This is a genomic window from Citrobacter sp. CK194, from assembly GCF_030333395.1.
GTDB lineage: Bacteria > Pseudomonadota > Gammaproteobacteria > Enterobacterales > Enterobacteriaceae > Citrobacter_B > Citrobacter_B koseri.
Genome location: NZ_JAOWGA010000012.1, coordinates 13,619 through 34,420, shown reverse-complemented (window position 1 = coordinate 34,420; position 20,802 = coordinate 13,619). Strand labels below are relative to the sequence as shown.

18 protein-coding genes are annotated in these 20,802 nt (G+C 53.0%); 17 read left to right on the top strand and 1 reads right to left on the bottom strand.

Annotated features, from left to right (window positions below):
- Positions 1-6: 6 nt before the first annotated feature.
- Positions 7-801 carry a type I methionyl aminopeptidase gene (gene map, locus OGX80_RS00905; protein WP_012133991.1) on the bottom strand — a complete coding sequence of 265 codons (795 nt, stop codon included), beginning with the start codon at positions 799-801 and terminating at the stop codon, positions 7-9.
- Positions 802-1,125: 324 nt separating this feature from the next.
- Between map and rpsB the strand changes: the two genes are divergently transcribed.
- From rpsB to accA, 17 genes are all read left to right on the top strand, one after another.
- A complete protein-coding gene (rpsB, locus tag OGX80_RS00900) occupies positions 1,126-1,851 on the top strand; it encodes a 30S ribosomal protein S2 (protein WP_012133990.1) in 726 nt (241 codons plus the stop codon).
- A 134-nt stretch (positions 1,852-1,985) separates the two neighbouring features.
- Positions 1,986-2,837 carry a translation elongation factor Ts gene (gene tsf / locus OGX80_RS00895; protein WP_024130688.1) on the top strand — a complete coding sequence of 284 codons (852 nt, stop codon included), beginning with the start codon at positions 1,986-1,988 and terminating at the stop codon, positions 2,835-2,837.
- Positions 2,838-2,984: 147 nt separating this feature from the next.
- The gene (gene pyrH / locus OGX80_RS00890; protein WP_012133987.1) at positions 2,985-3,710 is read left to right on the top strand and encodes a UMP kinase; all 726 of its coding nucleotides are present in this window, start codon (positions 2,985-2,987) and stop codon (positions 3,708-3,710) included.
- A gap of 272 nt (positions 3,711-3,982) precedes the next feature.
- Positions 3,983-4,540 carry a ribosome recycling factor gene (gene frr / locus OGX80_RS00885; protein WP_024130687.1) on the top strand — a complete coding sequence of 186 codons (558 nt, stop codon included), beginning with the start codon at positions 3,983-3,985 and terminating at the stop codon, positions 4,538-4,540.
- Between the two features lie 95 nt (positions 4,541-4,635).
- Positions 4,636-5,832: a 1-deoxy-D-xylulose-5-phosphate reductoisomerase gene (gene ispC, locus OGX80_RS00880; protein WP_199976530.1), complete on the top strand. Its 1,197-nt coding sequence runs from the start codon at positions 4,636-4,638 to the stop codon at positions 5,830-5,832.
- A 255-nt stretch (positions 5,833-6,087) separates the two neighbouring features.
- Positions 6,088-6,846 (top strand): (2E,6E)-farnesyl-diphosphate-specific ditrans,polycis-undecaprenyl-diphosphate synthase, encoded by a 759-nt coding sequence (ispU, locus tag OGX80_RS00875; protein ID WP_049007937.1) that lies wholly within the window; start codon positions 6,088-6,090, stop codon positions 6,844-6,846.
- 12 nt (positions 6,847-6,858) lie between these two features.
- The gene (gene cdsA, locus OGX80_RS00870; RefSeq protein ID WP_012133982.1) at positions 6,859-7,716 is read left to right on the top strand and encodes a phosphatidate cytidylyltransferase; all 858 of its coding nucleotides are present in this window, start codon (positions 6,859-6,861) and stop codon (positions 7,714-7,716) included.
- Positions 7,717-7,727: 11 nt separating this feature from the next.
- On the top strand, positions 7,728-9,080 hold the full coding sequence (gene rseP / locus OGX80_RS00865; protein ID WP_012133981.1) for a sigma E protease regulator RseP: 1,353 nt from the start codon (positions 7,728-7,730) through the stop codon (positions 9,078-9,080).
- A gap of 31 nt (positions 9,081-9,111) precedes the next feature.
- Positions 9,112-11,541, top strand: coding sequence for an outer membrane protein assembly factor BamA (bamA, locus tag OGX80_RS00860; protein WP_071257613.1), 2,430 nt, complete (start codon positions 9,112-9,114; stop codon positions 11,539-11,541).
- Between the two features lie 122 nt (positions 11,542-11,663).
- Complete coding sequence (skp, locus tag OGX80_RS00855) at positions 11,664-12,149, top strand: molecular chaperone Skp (protein ID WP_024130685.1); 486 nt, start codon at positions 11,664-11,666, stop codon at positions 12,147-12,149.
- Between the two features lie 3 nt (positions 12,150-12,152).
- Positions 12,153-13,178, top strand: coding sequence for a UDP-3-O-(3-hydroxymyristoyl)glucosamine N-acyltransferase (gene lpxD / locus OGX80_RS00850; RefSeq protein WP_115181973.1), 1,026 nt, complete (start codon positions 12,153-12,155; stop codon positions 13,176-13,178).
- 103 nt (positions 13,179-13,281) lie between these two features.
- Positions 13,282-13,737, top strand: coding sequence for a 3-hydroxyacyl-ACP dehydratase FabZ (gene fabZ / locus OGX80_RS00845; RefSeq protein ID WP_003018528.1), 456 nt, complete (start codon positions 13,282-13,284; stop codon positions 13,735-13,737).
- Positions 13,738-13,740: 3 nt separating this feature from the next.
- Complete coding sequence (gene lpxA, locus OGX80_RS00840; RefSeq protein WP_286471074.1) at positions 13,741-14,529, top strand: acyl-ACP--UDP-N-acetylglucosamine O-acyltransferase; 789 nt, start codon at positions 13,741-13,743, stop codon at positions 14,527-14,529.
- Positions 14,529-15,677, top strand: coding sequence for a lipid-A-disaccharide synthase (lpxB, locus tag OGX80_RS00835; protein WP_115181972.1), 1,149 nt, complete (start codon positions 14,529-14,531; stop codon positions 15,675-15,677). Before lpxA ends, lpxB begins: the two co-directional genes overlap by 1 nt.
- Positions 15,674-16,270, top strand: coding sequence for a ribonuclease HII (rnhB, locus tag OGX80_RS00830; RefSeq protein WP_058668593.1), 597 nt, complete (start codon positions 15,674-15,676; stop codon positions 16,268-16,270). The genes lpxB and rnhB overlap by 4 nt, the downstream gene beginning before the upstream one ends.
- 36 nt (positions 16,271-16,306) lie before the next feature.
- Positions 16,307-19,789, top strand: coding sequence for a DNA polymerase III subunit alpha (dnaE, locus tag OGX80_RS00825; protein WP_024130683.1), 3,483 nt, complete (start codon positions 16,307-16,309; stop codon positions 19,787-19,789).
- Between the two features lie 12 nt (positions 19,790-19,801).
- Entirely contained in the window at positions 19,802-20,761 is a 960-nt protein-coding gene (gene accA, locus OGX80_RS00820) for an acetyl-CoA carboxylase carboxyl transferase subunit alpha (RefSeq protein WP_012133972.1), read from the top strand.
- Positions 20,762-20,802: the final 41 nt, after the last annotated feature.

Sequence of the window (20,802 nt, the reverse complement as noted above, 5' to 3'; positions counted from 1 at the left end):
AAAAGTTTATGCGTCGTGCGTGATAATTGCCGGGATGGTGTCATCCTTGCGTAACGTCAGAATTTCACAGCCGTTTTCGGTTACCACAATAGTATGCTCGTACTGTGCAGACAAGCTTCTGTCTTTGGTTTTTACCGTCCAGCCGTCTTTCATGGTGCGGATGCGGTAATCACCGGCATTCAGCATCGGTTCAACGGTGAACGTCATTCCCGGTTGCAGAACCACGCCGCCGTCGTCCGCATCGTAGTGCAGAACCTGCGGTTCTTCATGGAAGCCGCGACCAATCCCGTGACCGCAATATTCGCGAACGACAGAGAAGCCTTCGCCTTCCGCGTATTTCTGAATGGCTGCACCCAGTGTGCGCAGACGGATGCCCGGTTTGACCATTCGCAGCGCCAGATACAGGCTTTCCTGGGTTACACGGCACAGGCGCTCGCCCAGAATCGTCGGTTTGCCGACGATAAACATTTTTGACGTATCGCCGTGGTATTCATCTTTAATTACGGTTACGTCGATATTGACGATATCGCCGTCTTTCAGCAATTTGCCGTCGTCCGGGATACCGTGGCACACCACTTCATTAATGGAGATGCAAACGGATTTCGGATAACCGTGGTAGCCGAGGCAAGCGGAGATCGCGTGTTGTTCATTGACGATGTAGTCGTTGCAGATGCGATCCAGTTCCCCGGTGCTGACGCCCGGTTTGATATACGGTTCGATCATCTCCAGCACTTCTGCGGCCAGGCGGCCAGCGACGCGCATTTTTTCGATTTCTTCAGGGGTCTTGATTGAGATAGCCATGAATTCTGTCCATCGATGTCGATTATTTCGACAATAATTGTGTAAGTGCTGTCAATGGTATCAGTCCAAAGCGTAGCCTGCCAAATTGAGAATCATTAACAGCACATCGAGCCAACAATTATTGGTGTCTGCGGCGTATTTGTGGTATAAAGCGCGCCGGACTTCCGTTCCATTCGAAGACTACACAAGATGGACTGAAGCGACAAATCTCACTTTGTGTAACAACACACACGTATCGGCACATATTCCGGGGTGCCCTTTGGGGTCGGTAATATGGGATACGTGGAGGCATAACCCCAACTTTTATATATAGAGGTTTTAATCATGGCAACTGTTTCCATGCGCGACATGCTCAAGGCTGGTGTTCACTTCGGTCACCAGACCCGTTACTGGAACCCGAAAATGAAGCCGTTCATCTTCGGTGCGCGTAACAAAGTTCACATCATCAACCTTGAGAAAACGGTACCGATGTTCAACGAAGCGCTGGCTGAACTGAACAAGATTGCTTCTCGCAAAGGTAAAATCCTTTTCGTTGGTACTAAACGTGCTGCAAGCGAAGCGGTGAAAGACGCTGCTAACAGCTGCGACCAGTTCTTCGTGAACCATCGCTGGCTGGGCGGTATGCTGACTAACTGGAAAACCGTTCGTCAGTCCATCAAACGTCTGAAAGACCTGGAAACTCAGTCTCAGGACGGTACTTTCGAAAAGCTGACCAAAAAAGAAGCGCTGATGCGCACTCGTGAGCTTGAGAAACTGGAAAACAGCCTGGGCGGTATCAAAGACATGGGCGGCCTGCCGGACGCACTGTTCGTTATCGATGCTGACCACGAGCACATTGCTATCAAAGAAGCAAACAACCTGGGTATCCCGGTATTTGCTATCGTTGATACCAACTCTGATCCGGACGGTGTTGACTTCGTTATCCCGGGTAACGACGACGCAATCCGTGCTGTTAGCCTGTACCTGGGCGCTGTAGCTGCAACCGTTCGTGAAGGCCGTTCTCAGGATCTGGCTTCTCAGGCGGAAGAAAGCTTCGTAGAAGCTGAATAATAAGGCACGCTCGTTCGAGCCCCCTTATAAACCAGGTAGTATCACGTTTGGTTAGGGGCCCTTTAGGCCCCTTTTTCACTTTTAAATCTGTGCGGTTTGATGCCGGGCAGATCAAATCTTCCGAGGATTTTAGAATGGCTGAAATTACCGCATCCCTGGTAAAAGAGCTGCGTGAGCGTACTGGCGCAGGCATGATGGATTGCAAAAAAGCACTGACTGAAGCGAATGGCGACATCGAGCTGGCAATCGAAAACATGCGTAAATCCGGTGCGATCAAAGCAGCGAAAAAAGCAGGCAACGTTGCTGCTGACGGCGTGATCAAAACCAAAATCGACGGCAACTACGGCATCATTCTGGAAGTTAACTGCCAGACTGACTTCGTTGCTAAAGATGCTGGTTTCCAGGCATTTGCTGACAAAGTGCTGGACGCCGCTGTTGCTGGCAAAATCACTGACGTTGACGTGCTGAAAGCACAGTTCGAAGAAGAGCGCGTTGCTCTGGTGGCAAAAATCGGTGAAAACATCAACATTCGCCGTGTTGCCTCCCTGGAAGGCGACGTTCTGGGTTCTTACCAGCACGGTGCGCGCATCGGTGTTCTGGTTGCGGCTAAAGGCGCTGACGAAGAGCTGGTTAAACAGCTGGCAATGCACGTTGCTGCAAGCAAGCCTGAGTTCGTTAAGCCGGAAGACGTGTCTGCTGAAGTGGTAGAGAAAGAATACCAGGTACAGCTGGACATCGCGATGCAGTCTGGTAAGCCGAAAGAAATCGCAGAGAAAATGGTTGAAGGCCGCATGAAGAAATTCACCGGCGAAGTTTCTCTGACCGGTCAGCCTTTCGTTATGGAACCGAGCAAATCTGTTGGTCAGCTGCTGAAAGAGCACAACGCCGACGTAACTGGCTTCATCCGCTTTGAAGTGGGCGAAGGCATCGAGAAAGTTGAGACTGACTTTGCAGCAGAAGTTGCTGCGATGTCCAAGCAGTCTTAATTGTCGAAAAGGAGCCGCCTGAGGGCGGCTTCTTTTTGCGTCCATCTTGTAAATTCAGCCAACCCCTATAGTGGCTGCGCTGAAAAGCGACATACAATGTCGCCGGAATTAACTCATCTCAATCGTTGACAGTCTCAGGAAAGAAACATGGCTACCAATGCAAAACCCGTCTATAAACGTATTCTGCTTAAATTGAGTGGCGAAGCTTTGCAGGGTTCGGAAGGCTTCGGTATTGATGCAAGCATACTGGATCGTATGGCTCAGGAAATCAAAGAACTGGTGGAACTGGGCATTCAGGTTGGTGTGGTGATTGGTGGCGGTAACCTGTTCCGTGGTGCTGGTCTGGCGAAAGCGGGTATGAACCGCGTTGTGGGCGACCACATGGGCATGCTGGCCACCGTGATGAACGGTCTGGCGATGCGCGATGCGCTCCACCGCGCCTATGTGAACGCCCGCCTGATGTCCGCTATTCCGCTGAATGGCGTGTGTGACAATTACAGCTGGGCAGAAGCCATTAGTCTGCTGCGTAATAACCGTGTGGTTATCCTGTCTGCGGGCACCGGCAACCCCTTCTTCACCACCGACTCTGCGGCTTGCCTGCGCGGTATCGAAATTGAAGCGGATGTGGTGCTGAAAGCCACGAAAGTCGATGGCGTATTTACTGCGGACCCGGCCAAAGATCCGTCCGCCACGATGTATGAGCAACTCACCTACGGCGAAGTGCTGGATAAAGAGCTGAAAGTGATGGATCTGGCCGCGTTCACGCTGGCTCGTGACCACAAATTGCCAATTCGTGTCTTCAATATGAACAAGCCGGGCGCGCTGCGTCGCGTCGTGATGGGCGAAAAAGAAGGGACTTTAATCACGGAATAATTCCCGTGATGGCCAATTCCGGGTAAGATTCGCCTTTACCCGGCAGGATTTATATATCCTGTGGCATGAATTAAACGAGACTATACTGAGCATACTCTGTATACACGAAATCATTCATGCTGCATCACGGCGGCAAGAGCGTGAATCCCGAGGCGCGTACACTGGTACGTGGCAGGGAAGAACGTTCGCAGCCAACGCAGAGGCAGCCTGAAGGATGAAGTGTATTGTGTGATTGTCTGGTCGACTGAGACTAGTTTTCAAGGATTCGTAACGTGATTAGCGATATCAGAAAAGATGCTGAAGTACGCATGGAGAAATGCGTTGAAGCGTTTAAAAACCAAATCAGCAAAATTCGCACGGGTCGTGCTTCTCCCAGCCTGCTGGATGGCATTGTCGTGGAATATTACGGCACGCCGACTCCGCTGCGTCAGCTGGCGAGCGTAACGGTAGAAGACTCCCGCACGCTGAAAATCAACGTGTTCGATCGCTCCATGAGCCCGGCGGTTGAGAAAGCGATTATGGCTTCTGACCTCGGCCTGAACCCGAGTTCTGCGGGTAGCGATATCCGTGTTCCGTTGCCGCCGCTGACTGAAGAACGTCGTAAAGACCTGACCAAAATCGTTCGTGGCGAAGCAGAGCAGGCGCGTGTTGCCGTGCGTAACGTACGCCGTGATGCGAACGACAAAGTAAAAGCGCTGCTGAAAGATAAAGAGATCAGCGAAGATGACGATCGCCGTTCTCAGGACGAAGTACAGAAACTGACTGACGCTGCCATCAAGAAAGTTGATGCGGCGCTGACGGAAAAAGAAGCGGAACTGATGCAGTTCTGATTTTCCTGTACGACTAAAACGCCGCTGGTTGACCCTGACGGGTCTTCCGGGCGGCGTTTTGCTTTCTATCCTGTCTCAATTCTTCTGGACGTTTCATGAAGCAACTAACCATTCTGGGCTCGACCGGCTCTATTGGTTGCAGCACGCTGGATGTGGTGCGCCATAATCCTGAAAGCTTCCGTGTTGTCGCGCTGGTTGCGGGTAAAAATGTCACCCGTATGGTAGAGCAGTGCCTGGAGTTTTCGCCGCGTTATGCGGTGATGGACGATGAACAGAGCGCTCAACGGCTGAAAACTGCGCTTCTGGAACATGGAAGCCGCACTGACGTCCTGAGCGGACAACAGGCCGCCTGCGATATGGCTGCGCTGGATGAGGTCGATCAGGTGATGGCTGCTATCGTGGGCGCGGCAGGTCTGCTGCCTACGCTTGCGGCGATTCGCGCCGGTAAAACCATCCTGCTTGCCAATAAAGAGTCGCTGATTACCTGCGGGCGCCTGTTTATGGACGAGGTGAAACGCAGTAAAGCCCGGCTTTTACCGGTAGATAGCGAACATAACGCGATTTTTCAGAGTATGCCCCAACCTATTCAAAACGATCTGGGATACGCTGAGCTGGAGCAAAATGGCGTGATGTCGATTTTGCTTACCGGGTCTGGTGGCCCTTTTCGTGAAACGCCATTGTGCGATCTGGCGGCCATGACGCCCGATCAGGCATGTCGTCATCCGAACTGGTCTATGGGACGAAAAATTTCCGTCGATTCCGCCACCATGATGAATAAAGGTCTGGAATACATTGAAGCGCGTTGGTTGTTTAACGCCAGCGCAAGCCAGATGGACGTGTTGATTCACCCGCAGTCGGTTATTCACTCAATGGTGCGTTATCAGGACGGCAGCGTTCTGGCGCAACTGGGGGAGCCGGATATGCGTACGCCAATCGCGCATACGATGGCGTGGCCGAATCGCGTGAACTCTGGCGTGAAGCCGCTCGATTTTTGCACGCTCAGTGCGTTGACGTTCTCTGCGCCGGATTATCAGCGCTATCCGTGCCTGAAACTGGCGATGGACGCGTTTGGGCAAGGTCAGGCCGCGACAACCGCGCTGAATGCGGCGAATGAAATCACCGTCGCCGCATTTCTGGCTGAAGAGATTCGCTTTACAGATATTGCTGAGCTCAATTTATCTGTGCTGGAGAAAATGGATTTGCAGGAACCGGGAAGCGTTGACGACGTTCTCAGGGTTGATGCCGTCGCGCGTGACGTCGCCAGAAAACAGGTGATGCGACTCGCAAGCTGATGATAATCCCTCTACACAGGATCGTGCTATTTGTTAGCGTTGGGCTTCAGTGATATAGTCTGCGCCACCCGATCGCAGATATTTGGCTTTATGCGGTCAGGTAAGCCGTGGTTTGACACGGCTTTTTTGTGGATGCACAAAATCATTCAGGTTGCATCATTCATAGCCAACGAAGAGGCAGCCTGAAGGATGAAGCGCAAAAGGCTTCAGTATTCCTGAGTACCGTTAAATCCTTTCAGGGACTAAAAACGCGTTATGTTGTCTGCAACTCAACCACTAAGCGAAAATTTGCCAGCACATGGCTGTCGCCATGTAGCAATCATTATGGATGGCAATGGCCGCTGGGCGAAAAAGCAAGGGAAGATTCGCGCCTTTGGGCATAAGGCCGGAGCAAAATCCGTCCGTCGGGCCGTATCTTTCGCTGCCAACAACGGTATTGATGCGTTAACGCTGTATGCCTTTAGCAGTGAGAACTGGAACCGACCAGCGCAGGAAGTGAGTGCGTTAATGGAGCTGTTCGTGTGGGCGCTGGATAGCGAAGTAAAAAGCCTGCATCGCCATAACGTTCGCCTGCGCATTATTGGCGACACCAGTCGATTTAACTCGCGTTTGCAAGAACGTATTCGCAAGTCTGAAGCGCTTACCGCCCAGAATACCGGGCTGACGCTGAATATCGCGGCGAATTATGGCGGACGTTGGGATATTGTCCAGGGAGTCAGGCAACTGGCAGAACAGGTGCAGGAAGGACTGCTGCGCCCTGATCAGATTGACGAAGAGATGCTAAACCAGAAAATCTGTATGCATGAACTGGCTCCTGTAGATTTAGTAATTAGGACTGGGGGAGAGCATCGCATTAGTAACTTTTTGCTTTGGCAAATTGCCTATGCCGAACTTTACTTTACTGATGTTCTTTGGCCCGATTTCGATGAACAAGACTTTGAAGGGGCGCTGCATGCCTTTGCCAATCGAGAGCGTCGTTTCGGCGGCACCGAGCCCGGTGATGAAAAAGCCTGATGGGGGTCGCTTTTGCTGAAGTATCGCCTGATTTCTGCTTTTGTTTTAATACCCGTTGTCATCGCGGCGCTTTTTTTACTCCCGCCGGTGGGGTTCGCCATTGTCACGCTGGTCGTTTGTATGCTGGCCGCCTGGGAATGGGGACAGTTAAGCGGTTTTACCACGCGTACTCAGCGGGTCTGGCTGGCGGTGCTGTGCGGGTTATTGCTGGCGCTGATGCTGTTTTTGCTGCCTGAATATCACCGCAACATTCATCAACCGCTTGTTGAGGTTTCGCTTTGGGCGTCGTTGGGCTGGTGGGTCGTTGCATTATTACTGGTGTTATTTTATCCCGGTTCGGCGGCGATCTGGCGTAATTCAAAGACATTACGCGTAATTTTCGGGGTGTTAACCATCATTCCTTTTTTTTGGGGAATGCTGGCGCTGCGCGCCTGGCACTATGATGAGAATCATTACAGTGGCGCCATATGGCTGCTCTATGTCATGATCCTCGTCTGGGGGGCAGACTCCGGGGCATATATGTTTGGCAAACTGTTCGGCAAACATAAACTTGCGCCAAAGGTTTCTCCTGGTAAAACCTGGCAGGGCTTTATTGGCGGACTCGCGACTGCCGCCGTGATTTCATGGGGTTACGGCATGTGGGCGAATCTGGATGTTGCGCCTTCAACCTTACTGATTTGTTCTGTCATCGCGGCCCTGGCGTCAGTGCTGGGCGATCTGACTGAGAGCATGTTTAAGCGTGAAGCAGGAATTAAGGACAGTGGTCACTTGATCCCAGGGCATGGTGGTATTCTGGATCGTATTGATAGCCTGACGGCGGCAGTACCGGTCTTTGCTTGCCTGTTGTTACTGGTATTCAGGACACTCTAACGGAAGGTTTTATGCTGAGTATTCTCTGGAATCTGGCTGCATTCATCGTCGCACTGGGTGTGCTTATCACCGTGCATGAATTTGGTCATTTCTGGGTTGCCCGGCGCTGCGGTGTTCGTGTCGAGCGCTTTTCTATCGGTTTTGGGAAAGCGCTTTGGCGGCGTACCGATCGATACGGTACGGAATATGTGATCGCCATGATTCCCCTCGGCGGTTACGTCAAAATGCTGGATGAGCGCGCTGAGCCGGTTGTGCCGGAACTGCGCCACCACGCTTTCAACAATAAAACCGTGGGACAGCGGGCGGCGATTATCGCCGCAGGTCCGATTGCAAATTTTCTTTTCGCTATTTTTGCCTACTGGCTGGTTTTTATCATCGGCGTCCCTGGCGTTCGTCCGGTGGTTGGTGAAATAACACCCAACTCGATTGCCGCCCAGGCGCAAATTCTTCCTGGTACGGAACTTAAAGCCATTGATGGCATCGAAACCCCTGATTGGGATGCGGTGCGCTTACAACTGGTGTCCAAAATCGGCGATGAGCGTACGACAATCAGCGTGGCGCCGTTCGGCAGTAATCAGCGCCAGGATAAAACGTTAGATTTGCGCCACTGGGCATTTGAGCCAGATAAAGAAGATCCTGTATCTTCTTTAGGGATTCGGCCGCGTGGTCCACAGATCGAACCGGTGCTGTCAGAAGTGCAGGCGAACTCCGCTGCAAGTAAGGCGGGTTTGCAAGCAGGCGACAGGATCGTTAAAGTCGATGGTCAGTCGTTAACGCAATGGATGACGTTTGTGACGCTTGTGCGCAACAATCCAGATAAGCCGTTAGCGCTGGAAATTGAAAGGCAGGGGAGTTCCTTGTCTTTGACGTTAATCCCGGATACAAAGCCGGTTAACGGAAAGGCAGAAGGTTTTGCGGGTGTTGTGCCTAAAATTATTCCTCTGCCGGATGAGTACAAGACTGTACGCCAGTATGGGCCATTCAGCGCCATCCTCGAAGCCACGGACAAGACGTGGCAGTTGATGAAGCTGACGGTCAGTATGCTGGGAAAATTGATAACCGGTGATGTGAAACTGAACAACCTCAGTGGGCCGATTTCTATCGCTCAGGGGGCTGGGATGTCAGCGGAATTTGGGGGCATTTATTACCTGATGTTTCTTGCGCTTATCAGCGTGAACTTAGGGATAATCAACCTGTTTCCGCTGCCCGTTCTTGACGGGGGGCATCTGCTGTTCCTGGCGATTGAAAAGCTGAAGGGCGGGCCGGTATCCGAGCGGGTTCAAGACTTTAGTTACCGCATTGGCGCGATTTTGCTGGTGTTGTTAATGGGGCTTGCACTTTTCAATGATTTCTCTCGGTTGTAAGAGAGTTAGTTAGGAAGAACGCATAATAACGATGGCGATGAAAAAGTTGCTCATAGCGTCGCTGCTGTTTAGCAGCGCCACCGTATACGGTGCTGAAGGGTTCGTGGTGAAGGACATTCATTTCGAAGGCCTACAGCGAGTCGCCGTTGGTGCGGCCCTCCTCAGTATGCCGGTGCGCACAGGCGACACGGTTAATGATGAAGATATCAGTAATACCATTCGTGCTCTGTTCGCCACTGGCAACTTCGAGGATGTCCGCGTCCTGCGCGATGGTGATACGCTTCTGGTTCAGGTAAAAGAACGTCCGACGATTGCCAGCATCACTTTCTCCGGTAACAAATCGGTGAAAGATGACATGCTGAAGCAGAACCTTGAGGCGTCTGGCGTGCGTGTTGGCGAATCACTGGATCGCACCACGCTCTCTGATATCGAAAAAGGACTGGAAGACTTCTACTACAGCGTTGGTAAATACAGCGCCAGCGTAAAAGCGGTCGTCACGCCGCTGCCGCGTAACCGTGTGGACCTCAAACTGGTGTTCCAGGAGGGTGTATCGGCGAAGATCCAACAGATCAATATCGTCGGCAACCATGCCTTCAGCACTGACGAACTCATTTCTCACTTCCAACTGCGCGACGAAGTGCCGTGGTGGAACGTCGTGGGCGATCGTAAATACCAGAAACAGAAACTGGCTGGCGACCTTGAGACGCTGCGCAGCTACTATCTGGATCGCGGTTATGCCCGTTTCAACATCGATTCGACGCAGGTCAGCCTGACGCCGGATAAGAAAGGCATCTACATCACCGTTAATATCACCGAAGGCGATCAGTACAAGCTTTCCGGTGTGCAGGTGAGCGGTAACCTGGCTGGACACTCCGCCGAGATTGAGAACCTGACGAAGATCGAACCAGGTGAACTCTATAACGGTACCAAAGTGACCAAAATGGAAGACGACATCAAGAAACTTCTTGGTCGTTATGGCTATGCCTACCCGCGCGTGCAGTCGCAGCCTGAAATCAACGATGCCGACAAAACCGTTAAATTACGTGTGAACGTTGATGCGGGTAACCGTTTCTACGTGCGTAAGATCCGTTTTGAAGGCAACGACACCTCGAAAGATTCCGTCCTGCGCCGCGAAATGCGCCAGATGGAAGGGGCATGGTTAGGCAGCGATCTGGTCGATCAGGGTAAAGAGCGTCTGAACCGTCTGGGTTACTTCGAAACCGTCGATACCGACACGCAGCGCGTTCCGGGCAGCCCGGACCAGGTTGACGTCGTCTATAAAGTGAAAGAGCGTAACACCGGTAGCTTTAACTTCGGTATTGGTTACGGCACAGAAAGCGGCGTGAGCTTCCAGGCGGGCGTTCAGCAGGACAACTGGTTAGGTACGGGTTATTCCGTGGGTATTAACGGAACCAAAAACGACTACCAGACCTATACTGAACTGTCTGTCACTAACCCATACTTCACTGTTGATGGCGTCAGCCTCGGCGGCCGTATCTTCTATAATGACTTCCAGGCAGATGATGCGGACCTGTCCGACTATACCAACAAAAGTTATGGTACGGACGTTACGCTGGGCTTCCCGATTAACGAGTACAACACGCTGCGTGCAGGTTTAGGTTATGTACATAACTCCCTGTCCAACATGCAGCCGCAGGTTGCCATGTGGCGTTACCTGAATTCGATGGGTGAATATCCGTCCGATACGAATGACCGCAACTCATTCAGCGCTAACGACTTCACCTTCAACTACGGTTGGACTTATAACAAGCTGGATCGTGGCTTCTTCCCGACGGAAGGTACGCGTGTCAACCTGAATGGTAAAGTGACCATCCCGGGCTCTGATAACGAATACTACAAAGCGACGCTGGATACCGCGACCTATGTGCCGATCGATGACGATCACAAATGGGTGGTTCTGGGTCGTACTCGTTGGGGTTATGGTGACGGTATTGGCGGCAAAGAGATGCCGTTCTATGAGAACTTCTATGCCGGTGGCTCAAGCACCGTGCGTGGCTTCCAGTCCAATACTATCGGTCCAAAAGCGGTGTACTACCCGGCGAGCAGCCGTCATGACGGTGATGACGACTACGATAACGATTGTAAGAGCACTGAAACTGCGCCATGTAAGTCTGATGACGCAGTAGGCGGTAACGCTATGGCTGTCGCCAGCCTCGAATTCATCACCCCGACGCCGTTTATTAGCGACAAGTACGCTAACTCGGTTCGTACCTCCTTCTTCTGGGACGTAGGTACTGTCTGGGATACGAACTGGGATTCGAACGCGTATGCCGGTTACCCGGACTACAGCGATCCGAGTAATATCCGTATGTCTGCTGGTATCGCATTACAATGGATGTCCCCATTGGGGCCGTTGGTCTTCTCCTACGCCCAGCCGTTCAAAAAGTACGATGGAGACAAATCGGAACAGTTCCAGTTTAACATTGGTAAGACCTGGTAATTGTTCTGTGCAAAGGAATGTAATGGTAGTGTAGCGATGACTTTTGGCGATCTCGTCTGAGATCGCCTGGCCACGCAAAGAACTGTGCCTGCGGGCACAAATGGGATGGTAAGGAGTTTATTGTGAAAAAGTGGTTATTAGCTGCAGGTCTCGGTTTAGCGATGGTAACGTCCGCACAGGCTGCTGACAAAATTGCGATCGTTAATATGGGTAGCCTGTTCCAACAGGTCGCACAGAAGACGGGTGTTTCTAACACGCTGGAAAACGAGTTCAAAGGCCGTGCCAGCGAATTGCAGCGTATGGAAACCGATCTGCAATCTAAAATGCAGCGTTTGCAGTCCATGAAAGCAGGTAGCGAACGTACTAAGCTGGAAAAAGACGTGATGGCTCAACGCCAGACTTTCTCTCAGAAAGCCCAGGCTTTTGAACAGGATCGCGCGCGTCGTTCCAACGAAGAACGTGGCAAACTGGTTACCCGTATCCAGACTGCTGTGAAATCCGTTGCTAACAGCCAGAGTATCGATCTGGTCGTTGATGCCAACACCGTTGCTTATAACAGCAGCGACGTGAAAGACATCACTGCTGACGTACTGAAACAGGTTAAATAAGTAATGCCTTCAATTCGACTGGCTGATTTAGCAGAGCAGTTGGATGCAGAATTACACGGTGATGGCGATATCGTCATCACCGGCGTTGCGTCCATGCAATCTGCGCAAACAGGCCACATCACGTTCATGGTGAATCCTAAATACCGTGAACACTTAGGCGTATGCCAGGCTTCTGCCGTTGTCATGACGCAGGACGATCTTCCTTTTGCTAAGAGTGCTGCGCTGGTAGTGAAGAACCCCTACCTGACGTATGCGCGAATGGCGCAAATTTTAGATACCACGCCGCAGCCTGCGCAGAATATTGCACCGAGTGCAGCGATCGATGTGACAGCGACGCTGGGTAACAATGTTTCAGTTGGCGCGAATGCGGTCATTGAGTCTGGCGTAGAACTGGGCGATAACGTGATTATCGGCGCAGGTTGCTTCGTCGGGAAAAACACAAAAATCGGTGCAGGTTCGCGTCTGTGGGCGAATGTAACGATTTACCACGACATTCAGATCGGTGAGAATTGCCTGATCCAGTCGAGCACTGTCGTCGGCGCAGACGGTTTTGGTTACGCTAACGATCGGGGTAACTGGGTGAAGATCCCGCAGCTTGGTCGCGTCATTATTGGCGATCGTGTTGAGATCGGCGCCTGTACGACGATTGACCGTGGCGCGCTGGATGACACTGTGATCGGCAACGGTGTTATCATTGATAACCAGTGCCAGATTGCACATAACGTTGTGATTGGCGACAATACGGCGGTTGCCGGTGGCGTCATTATGGCGGGCAGCCTGAAGATTGGCCGTTACTGCATGATTGGCGGGGCCAGCGTGATTAACGGGCATATGGAAATATGCGATAAAGTCACGGTGACGGGTATGGGGATGGTCATGCGTCCTATCACTGAGCCTGGCGTCTATTCTTCAGGCATTCCGTTGCAGCCTAACAAAGTATGGCGTAAAACCGCTGCACTGGTGATGAACATTGATGATATGAGCAAGCGTCTCAAAGCGATTGAGCGCAAGGTTAATCAACAAGACTAGCGTTCCACCTGTAGTGCCATCCTTTTACGGCCTGTCACATTCATATGATTGCGGCAGGCCGTGTTATTATTGCCTTTTAGTATATTTGGACAGGAAGAGTATTTTGACTACTAACACTCATACTCTGCATATTGAAGAGATTTTAGAACTTCTGCCGCACCGTTTTCCGTTTTTGCTGGTTGACCGTGTGCTGGACTTTGAAGAAGGTCGTTTTCTGCGCGCAGTGAAGAATGTCTCCGTAAATGAGCCTTTCTTCCAGGGCCATTTCCCGGGTAAACCGATTTTTCCGGGTGTGCTGATTCTGGAAGCGATGGCGCAGGCAACAGGGATTCTGGCGTTTAAAAGCGTTGGAAAACTGGAGCCGGGTGAACTGTATTACTTCGCGGGTATTGACGAAGCGCGCTTTAAGCGTCCTGTCGTGCCTGGCGATCAGATGATCATGGAAGTGACTTTCGAGAAAACGCGCCGTGGCCTGACCCGCTTTAAAGGGGTTGCTCTGGTCGATGGCAAAGTTGTGTGCGAAGCAACCATGATGTGTGCTCGTAGCCGGGAGGCCTGATACGTGATTGATAAATCCGCCTTTATTCATCCAACCGCCATTGTGGAAGACGGCGCCTGTATTGGCGCTAATGTTCATATTGGTCCTTTTTGTATTGTTGGATCCCATGTCGAAATTGGTGAGGGTACCGTACTGAAGTCTCACGTTGTCGTGAATGGCCATACAAAAATTGGTCGCGATAACGAGATTTATCAGTTCGCCTCCATCGGTGAAGTAAACCAGGATCTGAAATATGCTGGCGAACCGACCCGTGTGGAAATTGGCGATCGTAACCGCATTCGCGAAAGCGTCACCATTCATCGTGGCACAGTGCAGGGTGGTGGGTTGACGAAGGTGGGCAGCGATAACTTACTGATGATCAATGCCCATGTGGCGCACGATTGTACAGTAGGCAACCGCTGTATTCTGGCCAATAACGCTACGCTTGCGGGCCACGTTTCGCTGGATGATTTTGTCATCATCGGCGGCATGACCGCAGTGCACCAGTTCTGCACCATTGGCGCGCATGTGATGGTTGGCGGCTGTTCTGGCGTTGCCCAGGACGTTCCGCCGTACGTTATTGCTCAGGGCAATCACGCGACGCCGTTTGGCGTCAACATCGAAGGGCTGAAGCGTCGCGGTTTCACCCGCGAAGCGATCACCGCGATCCGCAACGCTTACAAAGCGTTGTACCGCAGCGGCAAAACGCTGGATGAAGCTAAACCGGAAATTGCCGAACTGGCGAAGCAGTACCCGGAAGTGCAACTCTTTAGCGATTTCTTTGCCCGCTCAACGCGCGGTCTGATTCGTTAATGGCGGAACAGCGTCCCTTAACGATAGCCCTGGTCGCCGGAGAAACCTCCGGCGATATTCTTGGTGCAGGCTTAATTCGCGCGCTGAAGACGCGTGTGCCCAACGCGCGTTTCGTCGGCGTGGCGGGGCCGCGTATGCAGGCTGAAGGCTGCGAAGCCTGGTATGAGATGGAAGAGCTGGCGGTAATGGGCATTGTTGAAGTGCTTGGTCGCCTGCGTCGCTTATTGCATATTCGTGCCGATTTGACCCGCCGCTTTACCGAGCTTCAGCCGGATGTTTTTGTCGGCATTGATGCGCCGGACTTCAATATTACCCTTGAAGGCAACCTGAAAAAGCAGGGTATAAAAACCATCCATTATGTCAGTCCGTCCGTCTGGGCGTGGCGACAGAAACGCGTTTTCAAAATAGGCAGATCCACCAATATGGTGCTGGCTTTTCTGCCTTTCGAAAAAGCGTTTTACGACAAGTTTAACGTGCCATGCCGTTTTATCGGGCATACGATGGCAGATGCTATGCCGCTGGACCCGGATAAAAACGCCGCGCGTGATGTGCTGGGAATCTCGCATGATGCACACTGCCTGGCGCTACTGCCCGGTAGCCGTGGCGCGGAAGTGGAGATGCTGAGCGCGGACTTCCTGAAAACCGCGCAGCTGCTGCGTCAGACCTATCCTGACCTTGAAGTTGTCGTACCGCTGGTGAACGCTAAACGCCGCGAGCAGTTCGAGCGCATTAAAGCTGAGGTTGCGCCGGAGCTTTCCGTGCATCTGCTCGACGGAATGGGACGTGAAGCGATGGTGGCCAGCGACGCCGCATTGCTGGCGTCTGGTACGGCTGCGCTGGAGTGTATGCTGGCGAAATGCCCGATGGTGGTGGGGTATCGGATGAAACCCTTTACCTTCTGGCTGGCGAAGCGCCTGGTAAAGACCGACTATGTTTCGCTGCCTAATCTGCTGGCGGGAAGAGAATTAGTCAAAGAGCTGTTGCAGGAAGAGTGTGAGCCGCATGCGCTTGCAGCGGCCTTGCTGCCGCTGCTGGCGAATGGCAAAACCAGCCATGCGATGCATGACACCTTCCGCGAGTTGCACCAGCAAATCCGTTGCAATGCCGATGAGCAAGCGGCGGACGCTGTCCTGGAGTTAGCACAATGATCGAATTTGTTTATCCGCATACGCAGTTGGTCGCGGGTGTGGATGAAGTTGGACGCGGCCCGCTGGTCGGCGCGGTGGTGACGGCCGCTGTGATCCTCGATCCGGCTCGCCCAATCGTGGGTCTCAATGATTCCAAGAAGCTCTCAGAAAAGCGCCGTCTGGCGCTGTATGATGAAATCAAAGAAAAAGCGTTAAGCTGGAGTCTGGGACGCGCGGAACCTCATGAAATTGATGAGCTAAATATTTTGCACGCCACGATGTTGGCGATGCAGCGCGCCGTTGCCGGTTTGCATATTGTGCCGGAATATGTGCTGATTGACGGCAACCGCTGTCCGGCACTGCCCGTGCCCTCTATGGCGGTGGTGAAAGGCGACAGCCGTGTGGCCGAGATCAGCGCGGCATCTATTATTGCGAAAGTGACGCGCGATGCCGAAATGGCGGCGCTGGACGGTATTTTCCCACAGTATGGTTTTGCCCAGCACAAAGGGTATCCGACTGCTTTTCATCTGGCGGCGCTTGCTGAACATGGTGCGACGGAGCATCATCGACGTAGTTTTGCTCCTGTCAAACGCGCCCTGGGACTTGCGTCCTGATTCTTGTGTCGAGATTAAGTAAACGGGAATCTGAAGATGTCTGAACCACGTTTCGTCCACCTGCGGGTGCACAGCGACTACTCCATGATCGATGGGCTGGCGAAAACCGGGCCGCTGGTAAAAAAGGCGGCTGCGTTAGGCATGCCTGCGCTGGCGATCACCGATTTTACCAACCTTTGCGGTCTGGTGAAGTTCTACGGAACGGGCCACGGCGCAGGGATTAAGCCCATTGTCGGCGCTGATTTCCATGTTCGCGGCACTCCGCTGGGAGATGAACTCTGCCAGTTGACCGTGCTGGCGGCAAATAATACGGGCTATCAGAATCTTACTCTGTTGATCTCAAAAGCCTATCAGCGTGGCTACGGCGCAGAAGGGCCGGTGATCGACAGGGAATGGCTGACTGAATTAAAAGACGGTCTGATTTTGCTTTCCGGTGGCCGGATGGGCGATGTGGGCCGCAGTTTGTTGCGCGGCAACAGTGCGCTGGTGGACGAATGCGTCGCCTTCTATGAAGAACATTTCTCCGACCGCTACTATCTGGAGCTGATCCGCACGGGTCGGCAGGATGAGGAAACGTATCTGCATGCGGCGGTTGAGCTGGCGGAAACGCGTGGCTTGCCGGTTGTCGCAACGAATGATGTCCGCTTTATTAACAGCGAGGACTTTGACGCGCACGAAATCCGCGTGGCTATTCACGATGGTTTTACGCTCGACGATCCTAAACGCCCGCGTAACTACTCGCCGCAGCAATATATGCGTAGCGAAGACGAGATGTGCGAGCTGTTCTCCGACATCCCGGAAGCGCTGGAAAACAGCGTTGAGATAGCCAAACGCTGTAACGTGACCGTCCGTCTGGGCGAATACTTCCTGCCGCAGTTTCCGACGGGCGACATGACCACCGAAGACTTCCTGGTCAAGAAATCGAAAGAGGGTCTGGAAGAACGTCTCGAATTCCTGTTCCCTGACGAAGCGGTGCGTAAAGAGAAGCGTCCCCCCTATGACGAACGTCTGGACATTGAACTTCAGGTTATTAACCAGATGGGGTTCCCTGGCTACTTCCTCATCGTGATGGAGTTTATCCAGTGGTCGAAAGATAACGGCGTACCGGTAGGGCCGGGGCGCGGTTCCGGTGCGGGGTCGCTGGTGGCCTATGCGCTGAAAATTACCGACCTTGATCCACTGGAATTCGACCTGCTGTTCGAACGTTTCCTTAACCCGGAACGTGTCTCCATGCCTGACTTCGACGTTGACTTCTGTATGGAGAAACGCGACCAGGTTATCGAACACGTAGCGGATATGTACGGCCGCGATGCGGTATCTCAGATTATTACCTTCGGTACGATGGCGGCGAAAGCGGTTATCCGCGACGTGGGGCGCGTGCTGGGGCACCCGTACGGTTTCGTGGATCGTATCTCGAAGCTGGTGCCGCCTGACCCAGGCATGACGCTGGCGAAAGCGTTTGAGGCGGAACCGCAACTGCCGGAAATTTACGAGGCGGATGAGGAAGTTAAAGCGCTGATCGATATGGCGCGCAAGCTGGAAGGCGTCACGCGTAACGCCGGTAAGCACGCCGGTGGCGTGGTTATCGCGCCGACCAAAATCACCGATTTTGCGCCGCTGTACTGTGATGAGGCCGGTCAGCACCCGGTAACGCAGTTTGATAAAAACGACGTGGAATACGCCGGGCTGGTCAAATTCGACTTCCTGGGGCTGCGCACGCTCACCATCATTAACTGGGCGCTGGAGATGATCAACGCCCGCCGCGAGAAGAATGGCGAACCGCCGTTGGATATCGCGGCGATCCCGCTGGATGACAAGAAAAGTTTCGACATGCTGCAACGCTCGGAAACCACGGCGGTCTTCCAGCTTGAATCCCGTGGCATGAAAGATCTGATTAAGCGTCTGCAACCTGACTGCTTCGAAGATATGATCGCGCTGGTGGCGTTGTTCCGCCCCGGCCCGTTGCAGTCGGGCATGGTGGATAACTTCATCGACCGTAAGCATGGCCGTGAAGAGATTTCCTATCCAGACGTGCAATGGCAGCATGAAAGCCTGAAACCCGTACTGGAGCCGACCTACGGCATCATCCTGTACCAGGAACAGGTTATGCAGATTGCCCAGGTGCTTTCCGGTTACACCCTTGGCGGCGCGGATATGCTGCGTCGTGCGATGGGTAAGAAAAAGCCGGAAGAGATGGCGAAACAACGTTCCGTCTTTGAAGAGGGCGCCAGAAAGAACGGCATCGACGGCGAGCTGGCGATAAAAATCTTCGACCTGGTGGAAAAGTTCGCCGGGTACGGGTTTAACAAATCGCACTCCGCCGCCTATGCGCTGGTGTCTTACCAGACGCTGTGGCTGAAAGCGCACTACCCGGCAGAGTTTATGGCGGCGGTAATGACCGCCGATATGGACAACACCGAAAAAGTGGTCGGTCTGGTGGATGAATGCTGGCGCATGGGGCTTAAAATCCTGCCGCCGGATATCAACTCAGGGCTGTATCACTTCCACGTTAACGACGACGGCGAAATTGTTTACGGCATCGGCGCGATCAAAGGCGTGGGTGAAGGCCCGATTGAAGCTATCATCGAGGCGCGCAATAAAGACGGTTACTTCCGCGAGCTGTTTGATTTATGTGCCCGCACGGACACGAAAAAGCTCAACCGCCGGGTACTGGAAAAACTGATCATGTCCGGGGCGTTTGACCGCCTGGGGCCGCACCGCGCCGCGCTGATGAACTCGCTGGGCGACGCGTTGAAAGCCGCCGATCAGCATGCCAAAGCGGAAGCGATCGGGCAGGCGGATATGTTTGGCGTACTGGCGGAAGAGCCGGAACAAATTGAACAATCCTATGCCAGCTGCCAGCCGTGGCCGGAACAGGTGGTGCTGGACGGGGAACGTGAAACGTTGGGGCTTTACCTGACGGGACACCCTATCAATCAGTATTTAAAAGAAATTGAGCGCTATGTCGGAGGCTACCGGCTGAAAGACATGCATCCGACAGAACGTGGTAAAGTCACCACGGCTGCGGGGCTCGTGATTGCTGCAAGGGTTATGGTCACCAAGCGCGGCAATCGTATCGGCATCTGTACGCTGGATGACCGCTCTGGACGTCTGGAAGTTATGCTGTTTACCGACGCTCTGGATAAATATCAGCAATTGCTGGAAAAAGACCGCATACTTATCGTCAGCGGACAGGTCAGCTTTGATGACTTCAGCGGCGGGCTTAAAATGATGGCCCGTGAAGTCATGGATATTGACGAAGCCCGGGAAAAATATGCTCGCGGGCTTGCTATCTCGCTGACGGACAGGCAAATTGATGACCAGCTTTTAAACCGACTCCGTCAGTCTCTGGAACCCCACCGCTCGGGGACAATTCCAGTACATCTCTACTATCAGAGGGCGGATGCACGCGCGCGGTTGCGTTTTGGCGCGACGTGGCGTGTCTCTCCGAGCGATCGTTTGCTAAACGATCTCCGTGGCCTCATTGGTTCGGAGCAGGTGGAACTGGAGTTTGACTAATACAGGAATACTATGAGTCTGAATTTCCTTGATTTTGAACAGCCGATTGCAGAGCTGGAAGCGAAAATCGATTCTCTGACAGCGGTAAGCCGCCAGGACGAGAAACTGGATATTAATATCGATGAAGAAGTGCATCGTCTGCGTGAAAAAAGCGTAGAACTGACGCGCAAAATCTTTGCCGATCTTGGCGCATGGCAGGTTGCTCAACTGGCGCGCCATCCGCAACGTCCATACACCCTGGATTATGTTCGCCTGGCGTTTGATGAATTTGACGAACTGGCGGGCGATCGCGCCTATGCGGATGATAAAGCTATCGTCGGCGGCATCGCGCGTCTGGATGGTCGTCCAGTGATGATTATTGGTCATCAGAAAGGCCGTGAAACAAAAGAGAAAATCCGTCGTAACTTCGGCATGCCGGCACCTGAAGGGTACCGCAAAGCGCTGCGTCTGATGGAAATGGCTGAGCGTTTCAACATGCCGATCATTACCTTTATCGACACCCCTGGCGCTTACCCTGGCGTGGGGGCGGAAGAACGCGGTCAGTCTGAAGCGATCGCACGTAACCTGCGTGAAATGTCACGCCTGAGCGTACCGGTGATTTGTACCGTTATCGGCGAAGGGGGTTCCGGCGGCGCGCTGGCGATTGGCGTGGGCGATAAAGTGAATATGTTGCAGTACAGCACCTATTCCGTTATCTCCCCGGAAGGCTGTGCGTCCATTCTGTGGAAAAGCGCGGACAAAGCGCCGCTGGCTGCCGAAGCGATGGGTATTATCGCGCCGCGCCTGAAAGAGCTGAAGCTGATTGATTCCATCATTCAGGAACCGCTGGGTGGCGCGCACCGTAACCCGGAAGCGATGGCGGCTTCTCTGAAAGCGCAACTGCTGGCTGATCTCGCCGATCTCGACGTGTTGAGCAAAGACGATTTGAAAAACCGTCGTTATCAGCGCCTGATGAGCTACGGCTACGCGTAAACATCATCAATGCCTGATGGCGCTTGCGCTTATCGGACATG

What these genes read in the sequence shown, in the direction of transcription:
- map (WP_012133991.1), bottom strand. Translation starts at nt 801, where the DNA reads ATGGCTATCTCAATCAAGACCCCTGAAGAAATCGAAAAAATGCGCGTC.
- rpsB (WP_012133990.1), top strand. Translation starts at nt 1,126, where the DNA reads ATGGCAACTGTTTCCATGCGCGACATGCTCAAGGCTGGTGTTCACTTC.
- tsf (WP_024130688.1), top strand. Translation starts at nt 1,986, where the DNA reads ATGGCTGAAATTACCGCATCCCTGGTAAAAGAGCTGCGTGAGCGTACT.
- pyrH (WP_012133987.1), top strand. Translation starts at nt 2,985, where the DNA reads ATGGCTACCAATGCAAAACCCGTCTATAAACGTATTCTGCTTAAATTG.
- ispC (WP_199976530.1), top strand. Translation starts at nt 4,636, where the DNA reads ATGAAGCAACTAACCATTCTGGGCTCGACCGGCTCTATTGGTTGCAGC.
- ispU (WP_049007937.1), top strand. Translation starts at nt 6,088, where the DNA reads ATGTTGTCTGCAACTCAACCACTAAGCGAAAATTTGCCAGCACATGGC.
- rseP (WP_012133981.1), top strand. Translation starts at nt 7,728, where the DNA reads ATGCTGAGTATTCTCTGGAATCTGGCTGCATTCATCGTCGCACTGGGT.
- bamA (WP_071257613.1), top strand. Translation starts at nt 9,112, where the DNA reads ATGGCGATGAAAAAGTTGCTCATAGCGTCGCTGCTGTTTAGCAGCGCC.
- lpxD (WP_115181973.1), top strand. Translation starts at nt 12,153, where the DNA reads ATGCCTTCAATTCGACTGGCTGATTTAGCAGAGCAGTTGGATGCAGAA.
- lpxB (WP_115181972.1), top strand. Translation starts at nt 14,529, where the DNA reads ATGGCGGAACAGCGTCCCTTAACGATAGCCCTGGTCGCCGGAGAAACC.
- rnhB (WP_058668593.1), top strand. Translation starts at nt 15,674, where the DNA reads ATGATCGAATTTGTTTATCCGCATACGCAGTTGGTCGCGGGTGTGGAT.
- dnaE (WP_024130683.1), top strand. Translation starts at nt 16,307, where the DNA reads ATGTCTGAACCACGTTTCGTCCACCTGCGGGTGCACAGCGACTACTCC.
- accA (WP_012133972.1), top strand. Translation starts at nt 19,802, where the DNA reads ATGAGTCTGAATTTCCTTGATTTTGAACAGCCGATTGCAGAGCTGGAA.